Source organism: Euzebyella saccharophila, from assembly GCF_014855495.1.
Taxonomy (GTDB): domain Bacteria; phylum Bacteroidota; class Bacteroidia; order Flavobacteriales; family Flavobacteriaceae; genus Euzebyella; species Euzebyella saccharophila.
Window position 1 is genome coordinate 637,590 of sequence record NZ_JACYFJ010000001.1, and the last position, 21,519, is coordinate 659,108.

18 protein-coding genes are annotated in these 21,519 nt (G+C 39.0%); 10 read left to right on the forward strand and 8 right to left on the reverse strand.

The window, feature by feature from the left end:
• Window positions 1–7 precede the first annotated feature (7 nt).
• Entirely contained in the window at window positions 8–157 is a 150-nt protein-coding gene (locus IL355_RS02600; protein WP_192460638.1) for a hypothetical protein, read from the forward strand.
• Window positions 158–272: 115 nt separating this feature from the next.
• Window positions 273–794 carry a PAS domain-containing protein gene (locus IL355_RS02605; RefSeq protein ID WP_192460639.1) on the forward strand — a complete coding sequence of 174 codons (522 nt, stop codon included), beginning with the start codon at window positions 273–275 and terminating at the stop codon, window positions 792–794.
• A gap of 6 nt (window positions 795–800) precedes the next feature.
• Here IL355_RS02605 and pyk read toward each other — a convergent pair whose 3' ends face one another.
• The 5 genes from pyk to IL355_RS02630 form a co-directional block, all read right to left on the reverse strand.
• Window positions 801–2,243 carry a pyruvate kinase gene (pyk, locus tag IL355_RS02610; RefSeq protein WP_192460640.1) on the reverse strand — a complete coding sequence of 481 codons (1,443 nt, stop codon included), beginning with the start codon at window positions 2,241–2,243 and terminating at the stop codon, window positions 801–803.
• Between the two features lie 4 nt (window positions 2,244–2,247).
• Window positions 2,248–2,748 carry an IPExxxVDY family protein gene (locus IL355_RS02615; protein ID WP_317175465.1) on the reverse strand — a complete coding sequence of 167 codons (501 nt, stop codon included), beginning with the start codon at window positions 2,746–2,748 and terminating at the stop codon, window positions 2,248–2,250.
• A gap of 75 nt (window positions 2,749–2,823) precedes the next feature.
• Window positions 2,824–3,561 carry a ribonuclease III gene (gene rnc, locus IL355_RS02620; protein WP_192460641.1) on the reverse strand — a complete coding sequence of 246 codons (738 nt, stop codon included), beginning with the start codon at window positions 3,559–3,561 and terminating at the stop codon, window positions 2,824–2,826.
• 5 nt (window positions 3,562–3,566) lie between these two features.
• Entirely contained in the window at window positions 3,567–4,820 is a 1,254-nt protein-coding gene (gene fabF, locus IL355_RS02625) for a beta-ketoacyl-ACP synthase II (protein ID WP_192460642.1), read from the reverse strand.
• Window positions 4,821–4,934: 114 nt separating this feature from the next.
• A complete protein-coding gene (locus tag IL355_RS02630; RefSeq protein ID WP_008269813.1) occupies window positions 4,935–5,168 on the reverse strand; it encodes an acyl carrier protein in 234 nt (77 codons plus the stop codon).
• A 248-nt stretch (window positions 5,169–5,416) separates the two neighbouring features.
• Here IL355_RS02630 and purN point away from each other — a divergent pair, with 248 nt between their 5' ends.
• From purN to IL355_RS02650, 4 genes are all read left to right on the forward strand, one after another.
• Window positions 5,417–5,992 (forward strand): phosphoribosylglycinamide formyltransferase, encoded by a 576-nt coding sequence (gene purN, locus IL355_RS02635; RefSeq protein ID WP_192460643.1) that lies wholly within the window; start codon window positions 5,417–5,419, stop codon window positions 5,990–5,992.
• Complete coding sequence (locus tag IL355_RS02640) at window positions 5,992–6,627, forward strand: ribonuclease H1 domain-containing protein (protein ID WP_192460644.1); 636 nt, start codon at window positions 5,992–5,994, stop codon at window positions 6,625–6,627. Before purN ends, IL355_RS02640 begins: the two co-directional genes overlap by 1 nt.
• Window positions 6,628–7,427: 800 nt before the next feature.
• On the forward strand, window positions 7,428–8,354 hold the full coding sequence (locus tag IL355_RS02645; RefSeq protein ID WP_192460645.1) for a PfkB family carbohydrate kinase: 927 nt from the start codon (window positions 7,428–7,430) through the stop codon (window positions 8,352–8,354).
• Window positions 8,355–8,405: 51 nt separating this feature from the next.
• Window positions 8,406–10,304, forward strand: coding sequence for an amidophosphoribosyltransferase (locus tag IL355_RS02650; protein WP_192460646.1), 1,899 nt, complete (start codon window positions 8,406–8,408; stop codon window positions 10,302–10,304).
• A 913-nt stretch (window positions 10,305–11,217) separates the two neighbouring features.
• Here IL355_RS02650 and IL355_RS02655 read toward each other — a convergent pair.
• On the reverse strand, window positions 11,218–11,826 hold the full coding sequence (locus tag IL355_RS02655) for a superoxide dismutase (RefSeq protein WP_192460647.1): 609 nt from the start codon (window positions 11,824–11,826) through the stop codon (window positions 11,218–11,220).
• A gap of 74 nt (window positions 11,827–11,900) precedes the next feature.
• Here IL355_RS02655 and IL355_RS02660 point away from each other — a divergent pair, with 74 nt between their 5' ends.
• Entirely contained in the window at window positions 11,901–15,059 is a 3,159-nt protein-coding gene (locus IL355_RS02660; RefSeq protein ID WP_225621090.1) for a UvrD-helicase domain-containing protein, read from the forward strand.
• Here IL355_RS02660 and IL355_RS02665 read toward each other — a convergent pair.
• On the reverse strand, window positions 15,056–15,193 hold the full coding sequence (locus tag IL355_RS02665) for a hypothetical protein (protein WP_192460648.1): 138 nt from the start codon (window positions 15,191–15,193) through the stop codon (window positions 15,056–15,058). The two genes, IL355_RS02660 and IL355_RS02665, sit on opposite strands and share 4 nt — an antisense overlap.
• 113 nt (window positions 15,194–15,306) lie before the next feature.
• Here IL355_RS02665 and kbl point away from each other — a divergent pair, with 113 nt between their 5' ends.
• The 3 genes from kbl (at window position 15,307) to IL355_RS02680 (ending at window position 20,764) form a co-directional block, all read left to right on the forward strand.
• On the forward strand, window positions 15,307–16,500 hold the full coding sequence (kbl, locus tag IL355_RS02670) for a glycine C-acetyltransferase (protein WP_192460649.1): 1,194 nt from the start codon (window positions 15,307–15,309) through the stop codon (window positions 16,498–16,500).
• Between the two features lie 113 nt (window positions 16,501–16,613).
• A complete protein-coding gene (locus IL355_RS02675) occupies window positions 16,614–17,954 on the forward strand; it encodes an OmpA family protein (protein ID WP_192460650.1) in 1,341 nt (446 codons plus the stop codon).
• 65 nt (window positions 17,955–18,019) lie between these two features.
• The gene (locus tag IL355_RS02680) at window positions 18,020–20,764 is read left to right on the forward strand and encodes a PD-(D/E)XK nuclease family protein (RefSeq protein WP_192460651.1); all 2,745 of its coding nucleotides are present in this window, start codon (window positions 18,020–18,022) and stop codon (window positions 20,762–20,764) included.
• A 33-nt stretch (window positions 20,765–20,797) separates the two neighbouring features.
• On the opposite strand, the gene IL355_RS02685 is transcribed toward IL355_RS02680, so the two are convergent.
• Window positions 20,798–21,511, reverse strand: coding sequence for an SDR family oxidoreductase (locus IL355_RS02685; protein ID WP_192460652.1), 714 nt, complete (start codon window positions 21,509–21,511; stop codon window positions 20,798–20,800).
• Window positions 21,512–21,519 lie beyond the last annotated feature (8 nt).

A 21,519-nucleotide genomic window follows, 5' to 3' on the forward strand; every position in this document is an offset into this window, starting at 1 on the left:
TTAGAATATGAAACAATTTTTTATCAAGCTTGCCCTTTTGGCATTTTTTTCCCTAACAACGTTTTCATGTAGTGTAGAATCTGAATTAGAAAATCTTACAGATGAAATTGAAAGAGTAAACCATTTGGAAACCAATAGCTTAGAAACAGCCAACTAACATTTTATTTGTAAAGAGTATGAGAGCCCCAATGGGGCTTTTTTTTGTAGCTACATCTTACTGTCACAATAAATTGTTTAAAATTTATTAACTTAGCTTAAACAAAGTTCACGGTATGAGAGAGATATCCCCCTATGATAAAGCTATAATGGCTTTCTTTAAAGAAAGAAAAATAACGGCGGCACCATTGTCATCTTGGGATATGTCCAGTGTACATTTTCAATTGTTCAGGGATTATTTTAAGAACGAGGAAGAAATCAAGCAACTGGCAAAAGAAGTCAAATGGAAAAATTATAAAGCTATTAGGCCCTCTAATATTGATTTGGATCGTGTAATAGTGGTTACCAATACTGAGTTGGAAATTGTGTATGCCACGGACAACATTAAGCGGATGTCCGGTTTTGAAAGAGATGAAGTTATTGGTAAAAAACCGAGTATGTTTCAGGGTGCACTAACAAGTGAATCGGTCAAAGCTAGAATTAGAAATTCCATTATAAATGAAGTGACTTTTGAAGAGACCATTACCAACTACAAAAAAAATGGCTCCCCCTATTCCTGTTGGATCAAGGGAGAGCCTATATTCAATAAAAAAGGAAAACTGGTCAACTTTATAGCTTTTGAAAAGGAAGTTGCCTAGTTAGCTTTAAAAGGCACAACTATCTATTTCTGTTACCCTTAAGGTATTTACCATACCTTTTTCCTTTATGGGCATTGCGGCAAGGCTAATGAGCATATCACCTTCTTCTAAGTAACCTTTCTGGCAGGCAATTTTATTTACATCCTCAATGGTTTCATCCGTTGTAACGTATCTATCGTAATAAAACGCCCTAACCCCCCACAATAGATTCAGTTGGGTAAGAATCCTTTTGTTGGAAGTAAACACTAAAATGTGGGCACTTGGTCTCCAGGCAGAAATTTGGAATGCCGTGTAACCACTATTGGTCAATGTTGAAATGGCTTTCGCCTTAATCTCATTGGCCATAAGTGCTGCGTGGTAACAAATAGATTTGGTAATGTATCTTTTGGTCTTGATGTGTGGTGGGTCGTGTGGAACTTTGATTAATTCCGAACTTTCCACACTTTGTAAAATACTCGCCATTTTATTGATTACCTGCACTGGATAATTTCCAACGGAAGTTTCTCCGGAAAGCATTACGGCATCCGCCCCATCCATTACAGAATTGGCAACATCATTTACTTCTGCCCGTGTAGGGGTTAAAGAGGTAATCATAGTTTCCATCATCTGCGTAGCGATAATTACGGGAATTCTGGCTTTTTTGGCTCTCAGAACCAATTGCTTTTGGATCAACGGCACTTCTTGAGCGGGAACCTCAACTCCTAAATCCCCTCGGGCAACCATTAAACCATCACAATAGGCAACAATTTTATCAATATTTTCTACCGCTTCTGGCTTTTCAATTTTGGCGATAATTGGAATTTTTTCTTCTGAATGCTCCTTGATCAAATTTTGAAGATCGATCAAATCTTGGCTAAAACGTACAAAAGAAAGCGCTATCCAGTCTACATTTTTAGAAATAGCAAAAATAGCATCGTTAATGTCCTTCTCCGTTAACGCCGGCAAGGAAATATTGGTGTTAGGTAGGTTAACACCCTTTTTGGATTTTAAGGGTCCACCCTGTACCACTTTTGCTTTTACTTCATCTTCCCCGTTTGTAGAAAGAACTTCAAAAATTAACTTACCATCATCCAACAAAATACGCTCACCGGGCTTTACATCCCTAGGAAAAGTGGCGTAGTTCATATACACTTTTTCACTTGTACCTTCAAAAGGTTCTCCGGTCATGAAGGTAATCTCATCTCCCGGATCAACAACAACCTCGCCGGCCATAACTCCTACACGCAGCTTGGGGCCTTGCAAATCTGCCAAAATAGACGAATACGTACCCAATTCTTCGTTGAGCTCACGAATCATATTTATTCTCTCGGTAACATCATCATAGTTTGCATGGGAAAAGTTGATGCGAAAGACATCTACACCAGCCTCTATCATATCTCGTAATACCTCTTTTTTGCTTGTCGCCGGGCCTAGCGTAGCTACTATTTTAGTCTTTTTTTTGTTAGGCATTGGTTCAAAAAATTAAGTTGTTTTTAGATTTTAGTTTGTTTATATCAATTTTGTAGGCCGCTATAATTTGGGGTACGGCCAACAGTGATTTTAATAGTTCATCCGTGTCATTAAATTCATCTTGCTCTAGCTTGAGAAAATAGTCTACATCCTTATGCTCCGGAACCATTGTAAAGTTGGAATAACCAGGCTCATTGCTAAAAAGATCCGTTCTTGCGGTTTGGTCTTCTTTTAAGCAATTGTTTGGAAAAAATGTCCAGTACCTGTCGTTAATATCATCCTTCCATTCAAAAATTGGAACCGTAGTATGGGTCGAAATATCAAGATCCTTGCGCCTTCTTCTAAAGGAAGCTTTAAGCGTAAGGTTTAAGGCGTAAGCTATGGCATAATCTTCAAAACTACTGTGCAATGCAATTAAATCGAAAGAATCTTCGTAAAAGTCCGCCGAAATTTTATGTACTGCCACCATAAGCACGGAAAGAAGCAAATATACTATTAATACCACACAACGCCTAGGTATGAACAGTCTAAAGCTAAAAATAGATAATCTATAACGTTTTAGTTACGTTGACCGCTATTTTTAAGACTTTTCCATCTTATCTTGAAGGGCATAATACGCCCTTTTAGAGGCTCTTTCCTCTGCTTTTTTCTTGGAGGTGGCCCGTGCCTTTGCCATGACCCTGCCCCCAATACTTAATTTTACGGCAAAATGTTTAAGAGTGTCGTTCCCAGTGTCTTCATAAACGTTGTAATCGAACGTTTTTTTCTGCTTTTGGCACCATTCAATAATGAGGCTTTTGTAACTAATAACTTTTCCTTCTAGTTGTTCAATGTCCACATACGGTTCAATGACCCGTTGGGCAATGAATTTTTCACAGTATTTATACCCCCGATCAAGGTAAATGGCACCCACCAAAGCTTCAAAAACATTGCCATGGATATTTTCTCCAAAATGGGTTTTTGGGATACGACTTTGAACAAAAGAAATAAGGCCCAAGTCTTTTCCAAGTTCGTTCAAATGCTTTCTACTCACTATTTTGGAACGCATTTTGGTTAGGTAGCCCTCATCACCTTCGGGAACTTGATCATAAAGGTGTTTGGAAATGATGGTTCCAAGCATGGAATCTCCCAAAAATTCCAATCTTTCGTAGTTCATGGGAGTACCATTTTTATCTTTCTTGTTAGCCGATCTATGTAAAAATGCGCGTTTATAGATATCAAGGTTTTTGGGCTTGAAACCTAAAATTTTGGTCATCCCCAAAAAAAAATCCCCATCCTTTTTGGAATGGGAATTGAATATATTGGAAGGAAAACCCATGGGAATTACTCGCTTATTTTTTTGAATATTACGCAAGCATTGTGTCCACCAAAACCAAACGTATTGCTCAAAGCCACATTAACTTCCCTCTCTTGCGCCTTGTTCAATGTAAGGTTTAGGCTAGGGTCTATATTTTCGTCTACTACCTCATGGTTAATGGTAGGCGGGACCAGACTGTGTTTCATTGCCAAAATAGAGGCAATGGCTTCAATGGCACCTGCCGCACCCAATAAGTGACCTGTCATGGATTTGGTAGAGTTGATGTTAATTTTTGGCGCATGGTCACCAAATACTTCACTTATGGCCTTGAGTTCTGCAACGTCACCTAAGGGCGTAGAAGTGCCATGGGTGTTGATGGCATCTACGTCTTCGGGTTTCAATCCTGCGTCTCTCAAGCAATTTTCCATTACACGTACAACGCCAATACCATCAGGATGTGGAGCCGTCATGTGGTAAGCATCACTGGAGAGTCCGCCACCTGCCACTTCCGCATAAATTTTTGCGCCTCTGGCCTTGGCATGCTCATATTCCTCTAGGATAAGCGCTCCGGCCCCTTCGCCTAAGACAAACCCATCTCTGGTCGCATCAAAAGGTCTTGATGCCGTCTCCGGGCTTTCGTTTCTGGTTGAGAGTGCGTGCATGGCTCCAAAACCGCCCATACCCGCAATAGTTACGGCTGCTTCACTACCTCCTGTTACTACCACATCACAATGGCCTAAACGTATATAGTTCAAGGCATCTATAATGGCGTTGGCAGAAGAAGCACAGGCCGATACCGTTGTATAGTTAGGCCCCATAAATCCATGTTTGATAGAAATATGTCCAGGGGCAATGTCGGCAATCATTTTAGGAATGAAGAAAGGGTTAAAACGTGGCGTACCGTTTCCTTCGGCAAAATTCATCACCTCATTTTGAAAAGTTTCTAGACCACCTATTCCGGCGCCCCAGATTACACCTACCCTAAACTTGTCCAAATTTTCTAGCTCCAGGCCAGAATCTGCAATGGCCTCATCCGATGAAACAAGGGCATACTGTGCAAACCTATCCAATTTGCGAGCTTCCTTGCGATCAAAATGATCTTCGGCATTAAAGCTTTTAAGTTCGCAGGCAAATTTTACCTTGAATTTTTCAGTATTGTAATAAGTTACGGGCGCTGAACCACTTTTACCAGTTTTCAGACCTTCCCAATACTCCTCAATATTGTTACCAATAGGTGTTAATGCTCCTAGACCGGTAACCACTACTCGCTTTAATTGCATTGAACTTAATTTTTCGTTTTGATTTAAGCCAACCGTAAATTAAAAAAAATTATCCATGCGATAAGGTTACCGCATGGATAATTTTGAATTCTCTATTTAAAGAATCATTAAAGATTACTTCGCTTCTTCTATATAACTAATGGCTTGGCCAACTGTTGCGATATTCTCAGCTTGATCGTCTGGGATTTGGATATCAAATTCTTTTTCGAACTCCATAATCAATTCCACTGTATCCAAAGAATCTGCCCCTAGGTCGTTTGTAAAGCTAGCTTCCGTTACAACTTCGTTTTCATCTACACCTAATTTATCAACGATGATAGCCTTTACTCTTGATGCAATGTCTGACATAATAAAATTGGTTTTAAATTTAAATTGTTGGCAAAAATAAAAAACTTTGGTTGAATTACACCATTTGCCGATAAAATGTCTTCTAAAATACTAAAATTAAAAATACAGCCATTACTTTACTTGCAATTATTTTTAACGTTTATGGCGCTAGCCTCATCTCCAATCTTAAGTGTTTTAACATGCCCGGATACCATAAAAAATATGGTAATTTGCATTGTAAATAGATAAACTGCTTAAGTAAAATATTTGTGGAGACCAAGAAAATTGTACTATTCGCATCCGGTTCCGGTTCAAACGTCGAGAATATTTTCAATTATTTTCAAACTAAGCCAGGGGTGGAGATTAGTTGCGTGCTAACCAATAAACGGGATGCTCAAGTTATAGACCGGTGCAACCGCTTAAAGATCAACGCGCTTTATTTCAACAGGTATTCGTTTTATCATACGGGCTTTGTCTGCTCGGTTCTTAAAAATTTGAAACCCGATTTAATTGTTTTGGCGGGCTTTCTCTGGAAAATACCCCAAGACCTTATTGATGCATTTCCACAGAAAATAGTCAATATTCATCCGGCATTGTTACCTAAGTATGGGGGGAAGGGCATGTACGGAGCCCATGTCCATAAGGCCGTTAAGGAAAATGCGGAAACTGAAACCGGTATTACCATACATTATGTAAACGAGCATTATGATGAGGGTGCCATTATTCAACAGGCAAAAACAACCTTGGTAGAAGGGGATACCCCAGAAAGCATTGCGGCCAAGGTACACGAGCTGGAATATGAACATTTTCCTAAAGTAATAGAACAATTATTGAAAGAAGGTTAATGGCAAAAAAGGAGAAATTCTATACGGTTTGGAAAGGCAAACGCCCCGGAATTTATGATACTTGGAAAGATTGTAAAGCTGCTATTGATGGCTTTAAGGGCGCCCAGTACAAATCCTTTACCAGTTTTGCCGAAGCCAAAAAAGCCTATAACGGGGATTATGCGGATTATAAGGGGAAGAAAAAACAGCCCGGCAAACTATCCGCTGCCGATGCCCTTAAATATGGTACTCCCAATTACAATTCCATTTCAGTGGATGCCGCTTCTAGTGGAAACCCTGGGATTATGGAATACCAAGGGGTTGATACCAAAACGGGCAAAAAGCTCTTTAAACAAGGTCCGTTTCAGCAAGGGACTAACAACATTGGTGAGTTTTTGGCCATTGTGCACGGGTTGGCCTATTTAAAAAAAAATAAGAGCGACCGTATTATTTATACCGATAGCCGAACAGCCATGAGTTGGGTGCGCAAGAAAAACTGCAATACCAAACTGGAAGAAAACGACAAGAACAAAGAACTTTTTGAAATGATCAGAAGGGCCGTGGAATGGCTGAAGACCAATTCTTATACTACCCCGGTGGTTAAATGGGAAACCAAGGTGTGGGGCGAAATTCCGGCGGATTTTGGTAGAAAGTAAAATTCACCTTTTTTTTATGCCCCTAAAGTTTCCTGTAAAGGACAATTGCGTACAGAAAACCGGCCTCATAAAATAGGGCGTTAAGAACGTAAAGAACGGGAGCGTTCAAATTATCCGTTTGTGGGGAATTGAAACGTGGTTTCAAGAAGTTAGGAGTTAGGAAAACATGAAAAACGATATAAGACGTAGGACATAGGACGTAAAACCATTAAACTTCCAAAAGTTATTTCTTCCTCATAAGTAAAAAAACCTTTTCAGATGGTTTAAGAAGGAAGCGGTCAGGCCTATTTTTGCAGCCTCTATTAACTTATAACTATCAACTAGAACAATCAACCATCAACTGCTTCCCCGTTCATTTTTTGCATTGCCCAAAAACACCCCTGTTTTGGCTTTGCCAAAACTGTCCCCTCAAGGGGACAATAATTCCCCCTTGGAAGGGGGTGCCCGCAGGGCCGGGGATGTATTCCCCTTCCTCCCGATAACTATCGGGAGGAAGGGACATTTTATTTCGGAAAGTTCAGCACAAGCAAGGGGATATTTTAAAAAGTACAAACTAAGAACTGCAGTTAGGGCCACTATTAACTTTTAACAAAGAACTTTCAACCATCAACCATCAACCATCAACCATCAACCATCAACCAATAACCAACAAGCTTGGCACGCACGTAGGATATATGCACGATACATTTCCCCATTTACTACCTAAAACACCCCGTTTACCGAATTTTATAATTTGATATCCGCCGTAAGGTAAATTCGCTTTGCAAAAGCTTATATTTGCAGCAAAATTGCAGAACCTTATGGGTAAACTTTTAATTGTGGGTACCGTTGCCTTTGACGAGATTGAAACCCCTTTTGGTAAAACGGGGAAGGTATTGGGCGGTGCCGCCACTTTTATTGGATTGGCAGCCTCTCAGTTTGATGTGGAATCGGGCATTGTTTCTGTTGTTGGTGATGATTTGCCGGAGGCCTATCTAGATACATTAAGGGCCAAGAACATAGACCTTGAAGGGGTGGAAATAGTAAAAGGAGGCAAAACTTTTTATTGGAAAGGCAAATACCACAACGACCTAAACAGCAGGGATACCCTTATCACAGATTTAAATACGTTAGCCGATTTTCAACCAAAGGTTCCCGGTCATTTTAAGAATGCTGATGTGGTTATGTTGGGTAATTTGCACCCATCCGTTCAGTTGAGTGTAATTAATCAGATGGAAAAGCGACCAAAACTTATTGTTTTGGATACCATGAATTTTTGGATGGATAACACCCTTGAAGAACTAAAAGAGGTCATTAAGCACATAGACGTTATAACCATCAACGATGAAGAGGCACGACAGTTGACCGAAGAATATTCATTGGTAAAGGCTGCGGCGGCAATCCAAGAAATGGGTCCTAAATACGTGGTCATTAAAAAAGGGGAGCACGGCGCCTTGTTGTTTCATGATGAGAATGTCTTTTTTGCACCGGCACTGCCCTTAGAGGAGGTTTTTGACCCCACTGGTGCAGGAGACACCTTTGCTGGAGGATTCACAGGATATTTGGCTGCGACGAACAATTTGTCCTTCAAGAATATGAAAAGAGCGGTAATCCATGGGTCCAATTTAGCCTCTTTTTGTGTAGAGCGCTTTGGAACCGAACGAATGAAGGATTTAACAAAAGAAGAGGTGAGCAGAAGGTTGCTTGAGTTCAAGGCCCTCACCCAATTTGATATAGAATTAAAGTAAAACATGCCCCTATCCAAACAGGGGCTTTTTTAATAGAGAAAGGATAGTGTAATGAGTGATGCTATAAAACACGAATGTGGTATTTCGGTAATTCGCCTACTTAAACCGTTGGAGTATTACAAGGAAAAATACGGAACGGCCTTTTATGGGGTAAACAAGATGTATTTGATGATGGAAAAGCAGCACAACCGCGGTCAAGATGGTGCGGGCTTTGCCAGTATTAAGTTAGATGTAGACCCAGGAGAGCGGTATATGAGTAGGGTACGTTCCTGTGCCCAACAACCCATTCAGGATATTTTTGCGCAAATCAATGACCGTATAAACAATACACTAACAGAATTTCCAGAATACCAAAATGATGTTGCCTTGCAGAAAAAGCATATTCCCTACATAGGGGAGGTCTTGCTAGGTCATGTTAGGTATGGAACCTTTGGTAAGAACAGTATAGAAAGTGTTCACCCATTCTTGCGGCAAAATAACTGGATGCACCGTAATTTAATCGTTGCCGGTAACTTTAACATGACCAATGTGCATGAACTCTTCGATAATTTGGTGCAGTTGGGTCAGCATCCAAAGGAGATGGCAGATACGGTTACGGTTATGGAAAAAATAGGTCACTTTTTAGACGATGCCGTTGCCAAATTGTACAAGCAGATTAAAAAGGAAGGGTATACGAAACAGGAAGCCTCTCCCTTAATTGCCGAAAGATTAAAACTTAATAAAATACTTAAGCGCGCTTCTAAAAACTGGGACGGTGGCTATGCTATGGCCGGGCTATTGGGCCATGGAGATGCCTTTGTACTCAGAGACCCTGCAGGCATTAGACCAGCGTATTGTTATAAGGATGATGAAGTGGTGGTGGTTGCATCAGAAAGGCCTGCCATTCAAACGGTCTTTAACGTAAAATATGATGATGTAGTGGAACTGGACCCCGGTAACGCCATCATCATCAAGAAAAACGGAAGTGTATCCATCAAAGAAATCATAACTCCTGTAGAGCGCAAGGCCTGTTCTTTTGAACGAATCTATTTCTCTAGGGGAAGTGATAAGGAAATTTACCAAGAGCGTAAAGAATTAGGTAGGTTATTGTTTCCGCAAATCTTGAAGTCCATTGACCATGATATGAAAAATACTGTGTTTTCATATATACCGAACACAGCGGAAACTTCCTTTTTTGGAATGGTCAAAGAAGCACAAAATTATCTGAACAAGAAAAAGGAAGAGCAAATTCTAGAGCTGGGCCCAAAAATCACCAGCGAAGAATTGCATGAAATTTTGTCCATTAGGCCTAGGATTGAGAAGGTAGCTATCAAAGATGCCAAGTTGAGGACTTTTATTGCTCAGGACAGCGGAAGGGATGATTTGGTCACCCACGTTTACGATATCTCCTACGGGTCTGTAAAAAAAGGGGATAATCTGGTAATTATTGATGATAGTATCGTTCGCGGTACCACCTTAAAAAGAAGTATTCTTAGGATATTGGATAGGCTTTCTCCCAAAAAAATTGTGGTGGTGTCCTCCGCTCCGCAAATTAGATATCCGGATTGCTATGGGATAGATATGGCCAAGCTGGAAGATTTTGTAGCTTTTAAGGCCGCCTTGGCATTGCATCAAGAAAGGTTGACCATGAATGTGGTAGATGACATATATGATAAATGCATTCAGCAAGTTACTTCTAAAGATATAGAGGTGGTCAATTACGTTAAGGAGTTTTATGCGCCGTTTACAGATGAAGAAATCTCTCAAAAAATAGGGGAGCTGTTGAGTCCGGAGGGTATTAATGCAGAAGTACAGATTATTTACCAAAATATAGACAATTTACATCAGGCTTGTCCTAAGAACTTAGGCGATTGGTATTTTACGGGAGATTACCCCACACCGGGTGGAAACAGAGTGGTCAATAAGGCCTTTATCAACTTTTATGAAGGTAAAAACGAAAGGGCGTACTAACACATTTTATCGATTAAAAGCGTAGTTGATGGTAGTTTGTCGATCATCTAAGTCGTTTAACGGCTTTTTGATTGTAGGAGAACTACCACCCTATAATTTTAAACTTGCCATAGCATAAGTAGGTTAAGTTCATGGTAAGATTTGGGGCAAAAAAGGTGGAGACTTCTCCACCTTTTTTATTTTCAAGAGGTTAGAGCCTTTCATCAATTTTATAGTAGCCCTTTTTTAATTTGAGAAGTAGTTCATCTTATTTATAGGTCATTTGACAAAGAACTTTTAGTGCCGATACATGTCGCTCTATATTTGGAGGACCATAGCATAAGTAGGTTAAGTTCATGGTAAGATTTGGGGAAAAGGCGGAGCATTGCTCCGCCTTTTTATTTTCTACTTCATCGGTCAAGAAAGGCATTTTATTTACTACCTCTATATTTTATAGTTTTTATGATTGTGGTGGCCAAATGTGAAAAAGGGTATTTTGACCACGAATTTGTTCGTTTATCCAATACCTTTTTTAACCGAACTTATTCACTTTATATTTGGAGGACCATAGCATAAGTAGGTTAAGTTCATGGTAAGATTTGGGGAAAAGGCGGAGCAATGCTCCGCCTTTTTATTTTATAGAATCATCACGATTTCACCATGTTATGGGTAAAAGCTCCCCGTTATGTTAACAAAAAGGATTAAAATTTCTTAAAATTCTTTTTTTATTTCCCACAATACCAGTATTTTAGTCTTGCCATAGCATAAGTAGGTTAAGTTTATGGTAAGATTTGGGACGAAAAGGGTGGAGATTTCTCCGCCCTTTTCTATTTCAACTATTGACTGATTTAGAAACAAAAAGCCAGTTTATATTCGCAAACAAAAAAGCCGCTAGAAATTAATCTAGCGGCTTTTTTATAGTATATAATGTTACTTATTTACCTGAAGCATACAGTTCGGAAACCTTGTCCCAATTAATCACATTGAAAAATGCATTAACGTATTCGGGTCTTTTGTTCTGATAGTTAAGATAGTAAGCATGTTCCCAAACATCCAAACCTAAAATTGGTAATCCTCCGCAACCAACTCCTGGCATTAAAGGATTGTCTTGGTTAGGAGTACTACAAACTTCTACTTTTCCACCTTTATGAACACATAACCATGCCCAACCTGAACCAAATTGTCCGCCAGCGGCACTACTAAACTTTTCTTTAAAAGAATCGAAAGAACCAAAAGCATCTTTGATGGCATCTGCCAATTCGCCAGATGGTTCTCCGCCTCCGTTAGGAGCCATTACTTCCCAAAAAAGTCTATGGTTGTAGAAACCTCCACCGTTGTTTCTTACTGCACTATTGCTTAAATCAAGGTTCTCCAGAATTTCTTCGATTGACTTGCCAGCCAAATCTGTTCCTTCTATGGCACCGTTCAGTTTTGTTGTATATCCGTTATGGTGCTTCGTATGATGTATCTCCATGGTACGAGCGTCAATATGTGGTTCTAACGCATCGTAAGCATAGGGTAATTTTGGTAATTCAAAAGCCATTTTACTTATGTTTTTAGATTATTATTTAGTAAACTGAAAAGTACGGTTTTTAACAGTCAAAATACCTTAATTATTTGTTAAGAACTCTTTTAGAATCCTTATTTTGCGTAAAAAAGCACTTGGAGGATATTCCTTATAAAATATACAATGCATCAGCGGGGTCTGGAAAGACCTATACACTTACCAAAGAGTACCTTAAGATTGTTTTGGAGACCAAGGGTGGCTATAAAAAAATATTGGCCATCACCTTTACCAATAAGGCCGTAAATGAAATGAAATCCCGGATTTTGCGAAGCTTGGAGGATTTTGCCTTAAATGGTAGCCAAGGTTCATCTGCAATCTTGTTCAGGGAGGTGCAAGCGGAGCTTTCAATAACGGAAGCAGACCTTAAAAATAGGTCGGCCATAACTTTAAAGGAGATACTTCATAATTACGCTTTTTTTGATATCTCAACCATAGATAAGTTCACCCATAGAATAATAAGAACTTTTGCAAAAGACTTGGGTATTCCACAGAATTTTGAAGTGGTTCTGGAAACGGATTTATTGCTAGATGAAGCTGTTGGCAAATTGTTGCAAAGGGCTGGAACGGATGAAAAGCTCACAAAGGTGTTGTTGGATTTTGCTATAGAGAAAATAGATGATGATAAAAGTTGGGATATTTCCCAAGACCTTTTCAATATTGGAAAGCTCATTTTCAACGAAAACCATTCCGCGCATCTTGAAAACCTTAAAAACAAGAGTATTGATGATTTTCTTTCCTTAAAATCGGAATTGCGCAAGAATCAAAAGCTTCTAGAGGAGAAATTGATTTCCACGGCCAATGATATTTTAAGCTTAATTGATGAAACTGGCTTGGAGTTTTCAGATTTCACTAGAGGTTATTTTCCAAAATTTATTGAAGGGATTGCAAACGGTAATTTCAATATAAATTTTGATGCGGGTTGGAAACAGAACTTTGAATCCACCGTGTTGTACAACAAATCTGCCCCCGAAAATGTTAAGACCACTTTAGAAGATTTACATCCCACTTTAAGAAAGGGGTTTTTAGGTATTAAAAAGTATTATTATCAACTTCAATTTTCCAAAAATATATATGGCAATGTAGTGCCACTTACCGTATTGAATTCCATAAGAAAGGAAGTGAAGACCTTACAAAAAGACCGCGATTTACTTTTAATATCTGAGTTTAACGAGCTTATCTCAAAAGAAATAAAAAATCAACCGGCTCCATTCATATATGAACGTTTGGGAGAAAAGTACCGGCATTATTTTATTGATGAATTTCAAGATACTTCTTTGGCGCAATGGAGCAACCTTATTCCATTGGTGGGCAATGCCTTGGAAAGCATGGATGCACAAGGTAAAAGCGGCTCCATCTTTTTGGTAGGGGATGCCAAACAGGCCATCTATCGTTGGCGTGGAGGTAGGGCAGAGCAGTTTTTAAATTTAGTGGGTCTACGGGCAAATCCCTTTGTAATAGAACCAAAGACTTATAATCTTCCGGTAAATTATAGGAGCCACGAGGAGATTATCAACTTTAATAATGATTTTTTTACCATTACCAGTCCCTTTTTAAACAATGATCTATACCGTACGCTTTTTGAAGATGGTAATAGGCAGAAGACCAATTTTAAAAAAGGAGGACACGTTAGTATCAATTTTATTGAGGAGGAAGAAGGTCTTTTAAAAGAAGATGTTTACGGCAATGAGGTTGTTAGCACAATTGGTGAAATTATTGGTAAGGGCTATGGCCTTCAAGACATCTGTATATTGGTAAGAAGTAATAGGCATGGTGTGTTCTTGGCAGATTTCTTGACCCAAAATGACATTCCTACTATATCCTCAGAAAGTTTATTGTTGGTAAGTAGCGAGAAGGTGCGTTTTCTAGTAAATCTTTTACGTTATGCCATTGACCCACAAAATAGGGAAGTTGCTTATGAGCTATTGAAATTTCTTGGTAGTAGAGAAGACAAGGGTCATTCCATTATATATGCTAGCTTGGATAAAGTTGAGCGCTTATTTTTTGAAGGCTTTGATTTTGATATAAAAAAATTGTCCCGTATTTCTGTTTATGATGGTTTGGAATGGGCCATTAAACAGTTTAAGCTGGCGGAATCATCCGATGCATATTTGTCGTTTTTCCTTGATGAGGTTTTTGATATTGAAAAAAAGGAAGGCACTGGCATCTATTCTTTTTTGGATAATTGGGAAAAAAGAAAGGATAGGCTGAGCGTAACTGCTCCTGAAAACTTAAATGCAGTTAGGATTATGACCGTTCATAAATCAAAAGGACTGGAATTCCCATTTGTTATTTTTCCCTTTGCCAATGAGCATATTTATAAACGGATAGGAGGTAAGAAAATGTGGCTTCCGGTAGCACCTGATTTTGTAAAAGGTTTTGAGGAGGTGTTGGTCAATGAAAAGAAGGAGCTTACGGAATATGGTCAAGACGCACAAGACCTTTACAATCAAGAAGAACATTTAATGGAGCTTGATTCCTTCAATGTGCTTTATGTAGCTTTGACCAGGGCTGAAAATGGTCTTTACATAATAAGTGAAATGGACTTGGATAAATCAGGTCGGGAAAAACCTGAGTATTATTCCGGACTTTTTATTCATTTTCTTAAAAGTAAGGGGTTGTGGAGTGAGGCAGAAAGACAATATAATCTTGGTTTTTTAGAAATGAATACAGAGGAGCCTTCAATAGCTATGCAAAACCATGTAGATTTTGCCTATTCATATAAAGAACGCGAGGCTTTTCAAATTTTAACCCAGTCCGGGTCACTTTGGGATACAGAAGTAGAAGAGGCTAGAGCCAAGGGAAATCAGATTCATCATGTACTGGGGCTCATAGAAACCAAGGATGATATAGAGAGTGCGCTAAAAAAATCCGTCGCTACCGGAATTGTAAATCAAGATGAGGTTTCTCGAATTGAACTGGAACTGCTGGCTGTCATACAACATCCCAGTCTACAACCTTATTATATAAAAGGTAAGGTATATATGAACGAAAAAGATGTGATTACCTCAACCGGTACTATTTTGAGACCGGATCGTGTTGTTATAGAAGGTAAAAAAGCTGTTCTCATCGATTATAAGACAGGTAAAAGAAATCCAAAATATACTGAACAGATTTATTCCTATGCCGATGCCCTTCAAGAAATGGGGCTTGAGGTAACCCATAAAATTCTGGTTTACATCAATGATACCGTAAACCCGGAATTTGTTTAACTCTTGGTTTTATTATTCTTTTTATCCTTGATGTATTTATAGCTTAAGTATGCAAATTGTGCCCCTACCAAAGCTAGTGTGTATTTTCTGCTGCGTACCAATGTAGACGCTAATCCTAATAGTTTTGACTTCATAAGTTCTGTTTTTATTTACATGATAGATATTTTTTACATTTGGAAAGAACCCAATCAGTTCAAAAAATATCTTATTCATTACAACACATTTAGTTTAAGTATACCTATATAATATGTACGGGAAGATTAAAGAGCATCTACAGGAAGAATTATCACAAATAAAGGAAGACGGGCTTTTTAAAGAGGAGCGAATTATAACCTCTAAGCAGGGTGCGGATATCCAATTAGCCGATGGAACGGAGGTAATAAACTTTTGTGCCAACAATTATTTGGGGCTTTCCTCCCATCCGGAAGTAATAAAAGCGGCCAAAGATACTTTGGATACCCACGGTTTTGGGATGTCATCGGTCAGGTTTATTTGCGGGACCCAAGACATTCATAAAGAACTTGAGAAAACAATTGCTAACTTTTATGGCACGGAAGACACCATATTATATGCTGCCGCTTTTGATGCCAATGGGGGGGTCTTTGAACCTTTGCTTACTTCAGAAGATGCTATCATTTCAGATTCTTTGAACCATGCTTCCATAATTGACGGGGTGCGCCTATGCAAAGCAAAACGCTACCGCTATGCAAATAGTGATATGGCAGATTTGGAAAAGCAACTAAAGCAGGCCAATGAAGATAATGCTAGGTTCAAAATAATTGTTACGGATGGTGTTTTTTCCATGGATGGGCTAGTGGCTCCATTGGATAAGATTTGTGATTTGGCAGATGCCTACGATGCCATGGTCATGATAGATGAGTGTCATGCTACTGGCTTTATTGGTGCTAGCGGTATAGGTACACTGGAAGAAAAAGGGGTAATGGACCGTATTGATATTATTACTGGAACACTAGGAAAGGCTCTTGGTGGTGCTATGGGTGGTTACACCACAGGGAAAAAAGAAATTATTGAGATATTGAGGCAGCGTTCCAGGCCCTATTTATTCAGCAATTCCTTAGCGCCTGCAATTGTGGGTGCTTCCATAAAAGTTTTTGACCTATTGCGAAATGACACTTCGCTAAGGGACAAGCTTCATGAAAACACCAACTACTTTAAAGAAGGTGTCAAAAAAGCCGGTTTTGATATTATTGATGGAGAATCTGCTATTGTACCGATTATGTTATATGATGCCAAGCTGGCACAGGAGATGGCCAACCAACTTATAAAAAGGGGAATTTATGTGATTGGCTTCTTTTATCCGGTAGTTCCTAAAGGTAAAGCAAGAATTCGCGTACAACTCTCTGCTGCTCATGAAACTAAACATTTAGACCGGGCAATCGCAGCATTCACGGAGGTAGGCAAGGCTTTAAAAATCGTTTAAATGCATTATTTTTCCCATAAAAAGCGTTAAAAAAAATAGGAAATTGATTTTGTTAATAATATTTAACAACTTACATTTGCAGCTAATAAACACTTAAACTTAAAAATTTGAACATGAAACATCTTAGCAAATTATTGGTTGTTGTCCTACTAGTTGTAGGGGCTAACAGCATACAAGCGCAAGACGAGAATAACCCTTGGCAGGTTAGCTTTGGGGTTAATGCCATAGACACCTACCCAACTGGTGACGATGGCGGTTTCGGTAGTCAGCTTTTCAATGCCACTGACCACTGGAACATTCTTCCTTCTATCTCTTACGTTGGTGTATCAAAGTACGTTGGTAACGGTTTCTCTGTAGGAGCCAGAGGTTCTTTGAACAAACTTGACAAGCTTGGAGATACAAGTGTAGACGATCTTTCTCACTACGCTATAGATGGTACTGTAAAATATAACTTTATTGAAGGAACTGTAATCGACCCATTCGTAGAAGTAGGTGGGGGTTATACTTGGGTAGACGAGATTGGTGCCGGTACTGTTAACGGTGGTGTTGGTATCAACTTTTGGTTTACAGATAACATCGGTTTAACTGTTCAAACTACTTACAAGCACGCTTTCGAAGATTATTTGGCTAAGCACTGGCAGCACCTTGCTGGTATCGCTGTTAAATTTGGTGGTACTGATACTGATGGTGACGGTGTATATGACAAGGACGATGCATGTCCAGAGGTTGCTGGTCTTGAGGCCTTCAACGGTTGTCCAGATGCGGATGGCGATGGTATCGAAGATAGCAAAGATGCTTGTCCTAACGAAGCTGGTTCTGCTGAAATGAACGGTTGTCCTGATTCTGACGGTGACGGTGTTGCTGACAAAGATGATAAATGTCCAGATGTTGCTGGTCTTGCTAACTTAGCTGGATGTCCTGATGCTGACGGTGACGGTGTTGCCGATGGTGACGATGAGTGTCCTAACGAAGCTGGTCCTGCTGAAAACAAAGGTTGTCCATGGCCAGATAGCGATGGTGACAGCGTACTTGACAAAGATGACAAGTGTCCAGATGTTGCTGGTACCGTAGCTAACCAAGGTTGTCCTGAAGTTACTGAAGAAGTACAGAAGCAATTGAACGACTATGCTAGAACTATCTTGTTCGATACTGGTAAGTCTTCCATCAAAGCTGAGTCTACTTCTGTAATGGTAGATATCATCACTATCTTGAAAGAGTACCCAACTGCTAAGTTTACAGTTGAAGGTCACACTGACAGTGTAGGTAGCCAGAAATTGAACCAAAGCCTTTCTGAGTCTAGAGCTCTTTCTGTAAAAGAATTCTTGGTAGACAAAGGAATTGAGGAGTTCAGATTATCTGCTATCGGTTACGGTGAGGATAAGCCAATCGCTTCTAACGCTACAAGAAGCGGTAGAAAAGAAAACAGAAGAGTTGAAATTAACTTAGTGAAGTAATTCAACCTTACTAAATAATTTAAAAAGCCCCGACATTTATGTCGGGGCTTTTTTATTTTTGGGCTATGCAGAGTTTTTTAGAACAGGTAGCCCTAGAAGTAATAAACAGTAAACTTTCTTTGGAAAAAACGGTTTTTGTACTACCCAGCAAAAGGGCCGGAACATTTCTTAGGACTCTATTGGCGAGGACGGCCAACGCTACCTTTTTCTCTCCTGATATCTATAGTATTGAAGGCTTTGTAGAAGAAATTTCAGGGCTTTCTTTTGCTTCACATACAAAACAGCTATTTACTCTTTACGAGGCTTACCTCGAACAATCTTGGGAACGTAAGGATGATTTTTTTGCTTTTTCCAAATGGGGGTCCACTCTTTTGCAGGATTTTAATGAGATTGATAGATATCTAATAGATTCCAATAGCCTGTTCAGTAATTTGGCGGCAATACAGGAATTAAATCATTGGTCTCTTCAGGCGGAAAAAACCAAAATGATGAAGGAATATCTGAGTTTTTGGAATAATTTGGATACACTTTATGGCCGGTTTAATGAGAAGTTACTTAGTGGCGATTTAGGCCATCAGGGACTGGTGTATAGAATAGCATGCCAAAAATTAAGTAGGTACTTGAAGTCTCATACGGATAAGCATTTTGTTTTTATAGGTTTCAATGCTCTTAATACTGCGGAAAGCACCATTATACAAGAGGTACTTGAGAAAACCCAAGCCAGAATCTATTGGGATTTGGATTCTTATTTTCTTAATGATGAGATTCACGATGCAGGTTTATTCATTCGTCAGCATAAAAAAGAGTGGTCTTATTTTGAGAACAATGAATTGAAGGGAATTAGCTCTAATTATCTTCAGAATAAGGCGATAAAAATTATTGGTGTTCCAAAAAATATATCGCAGGTCAAATATGTAGGACAGTTGTTAAAGGAAATAGAGGAGGACACTTCCATTGATTTAAAGAAGACAGCAGTTGTCTTGGGCGATGAAAGTTTAATGAATCCTTTGTTAAATTCAATTCCCGAAGAAATTTCTAGGGTTAACATCACTATGGGCTATCCTTTGGTTCAAACCCCTATGGCTTCCCTTTTTGATCAATATTTAAATCTTTATTTGAATAGAACGGACCAAGGTTGGTTTCATAGATTGTTGGAATCGTTTTTATCCCATCCCTATATTCAATTGACCTTGGATTTTGAAGAGGAAAATAAGGTAAACACCTTGTTGTCCTATCTTAAAACCAATAATTACGCCTATATAGGTTCTCAAAAACTTAGAGATCTTGTTAACAGTGATTTGAGTGAAATTTTGTTTTTGGATAATACTCCAACACCAATTCAATGGATAGAAAATTGCCAAGCACTCATCTTACAAATGAAAGGAGTACTTCAACAAAAGAACGATTCCTTAGGTTTAGAATACCTCTATAGGTTCCATAGAGTTTTTAATCAATTACGGGACGTTATTAAGGACCATCAGTTTGTGAACGACTTAAAGTCGCTACAATCGCTTTATAGGGAGGTAGTTGGATCTGAGTCTTTGGATTTTCAAGGGGAGCCTTTAGAAGGTTTACAGATTATGGGAATGTTGGAGAGTAGAAATTTGGATTATGAAACGGTCATCATCACTTCAGTGAATGAAGGCATCCTTCCTTCAGGGAAATCCAATAATTCATTTATACCCTTTGACTTAAAAGTAAGGTTGGGTCTACCCACCTATAAGGAAAAGGATGCTGTTTATACCTATCACTTCTATAGGCTTCTTCAAAGGGCGAAGAATATCTTCATATTATATAATACAGAGCCCGATGTGCTCGAAGGTGGGGAGCGAAGTAGGTTGATACATCAACTTTTAACCGATATCAATATGAAATCGTTTATAGCGGAATCTATTGCAGCACCAATCATTCAGCCTCAAGTAAAAAAAGAGGAAAAGGTGGTTAAAGACCAACACTTGCTAAAATTAATTAAAGAACATGCAACCAAAGGTTTTTCACCAACATCCCTGACTAATTACATAAGAAACCCTATAGATTTTTATAAACGAAATCTCTTAGGTATCGATGATGTTCTGGAGGTGGAAGAAACCATTGCCGCAAATACATTTGGTACGGTGGTACATGATACCTTAGAAGAACTTTATACGCCATTTATCGGTTCGTACCTGTCTATAGATAAGCTTAACGGACTAAAGAATTCCATTTATGGAACCGTTCAAAAGCACTTCTCCAATTCTTATTTGGGAGGCGATATTTCAACAGGTAGAAACTTAATTGCTTTTAATGTAGTAGTGCGGTATGTAGAAAACTTTATTACAATGGAAATTGCAGAACTTGAACACCATCAAATAAAGATTTTAGGTCTGGAAAAAAGCATGAAGACCACCTTGGATATTTCAGGAATTAATTATCCAATTACTTTAAAAGGAAAATTAGACCGTATAGATGAATTGGATGGCGTTATTCGCATCATTGACTATAAAACCGGTAAAGTGATTCCTTCACAGGTAGAGATTGTGGAATGGGAAGAAATTATTTTGGATTATAAGTACAGTAAAGCTTTTCAACTTCTTTGTTACGCCTTAATGTTTCATGAAATGGAAGGTATCAACAATTTGGAATCCGGTATTGTTTCCTTTAAAAACTTGGGGGCCGGTCTTATGAGCTTTGCTACCAAGGAAAGTAGTAGGAGTCGAACAAAAAATAAGGAAATCAACCTGGAAATTCTGGAATTATTTCAGCAGCATTTGGCCAATTTAATTCGAGAAATTTGTAATCCGGAAATTCCGCTCCTCGAAAAGCAAGTATAAAAAAGGCAGCTTTGCTGCCTTTTTAGTTTTATCCTATTTTTTATCCGGTCTGCTAGGCCGTACTTCCACTTTACTAGGAAGTGTCCTCGGGTGAATTTTTAATAGATCCACTACCATTTGACCAATATCTTCCGGTTGAATTTTCCATGCATCCTTATCATCCGGTTGGTTCCCCGCAAAATGCGTAGCTACGGAACCTGGCATAATAGTAGTTACTTTAATGTCAAACTTTCGAAGGTCTAACATGGCGGCCTGTGTAAAGCCTACTACTCCAAATTTGGTTGCATTGTACCCTGCGCCATTGGCAAAAAAGTTCGTACCGGCCAAGCTAGCCAAGGTCATATAGTACCCTTTCGATTTTTTAAGTGCCTCTACAGAAGCTTTTAGAGTATGAAACACCCCATTAAGGTTGGTGTTGATCATCTGGTGCCATTCCGTTTCCGTCATTTCATCAACTGAGGCAAAATTACCGACCCCTGCATTGGCCAAGACCACATCTATCTGTCCCCATTTTGCAATGATTTTTTTAACGGCATCTTCCTCATCCCTAAGTTTGGATACGTCTGAAGATATGGCAAGTACCCTACTATCATCACCAAGTTGTGCGGCCGCTTTTTGTACCGTTTGAAGCGTTCTACCGCTAATGGCGACTTTCATTCCTGCTTCCAGCAATTTTTGAGCAACCCCAAAACCTATTCCTTTGGAGCCACCAGTTATATAAGCAACTTTATCTTTTAAATTTTCCATGGTTATAT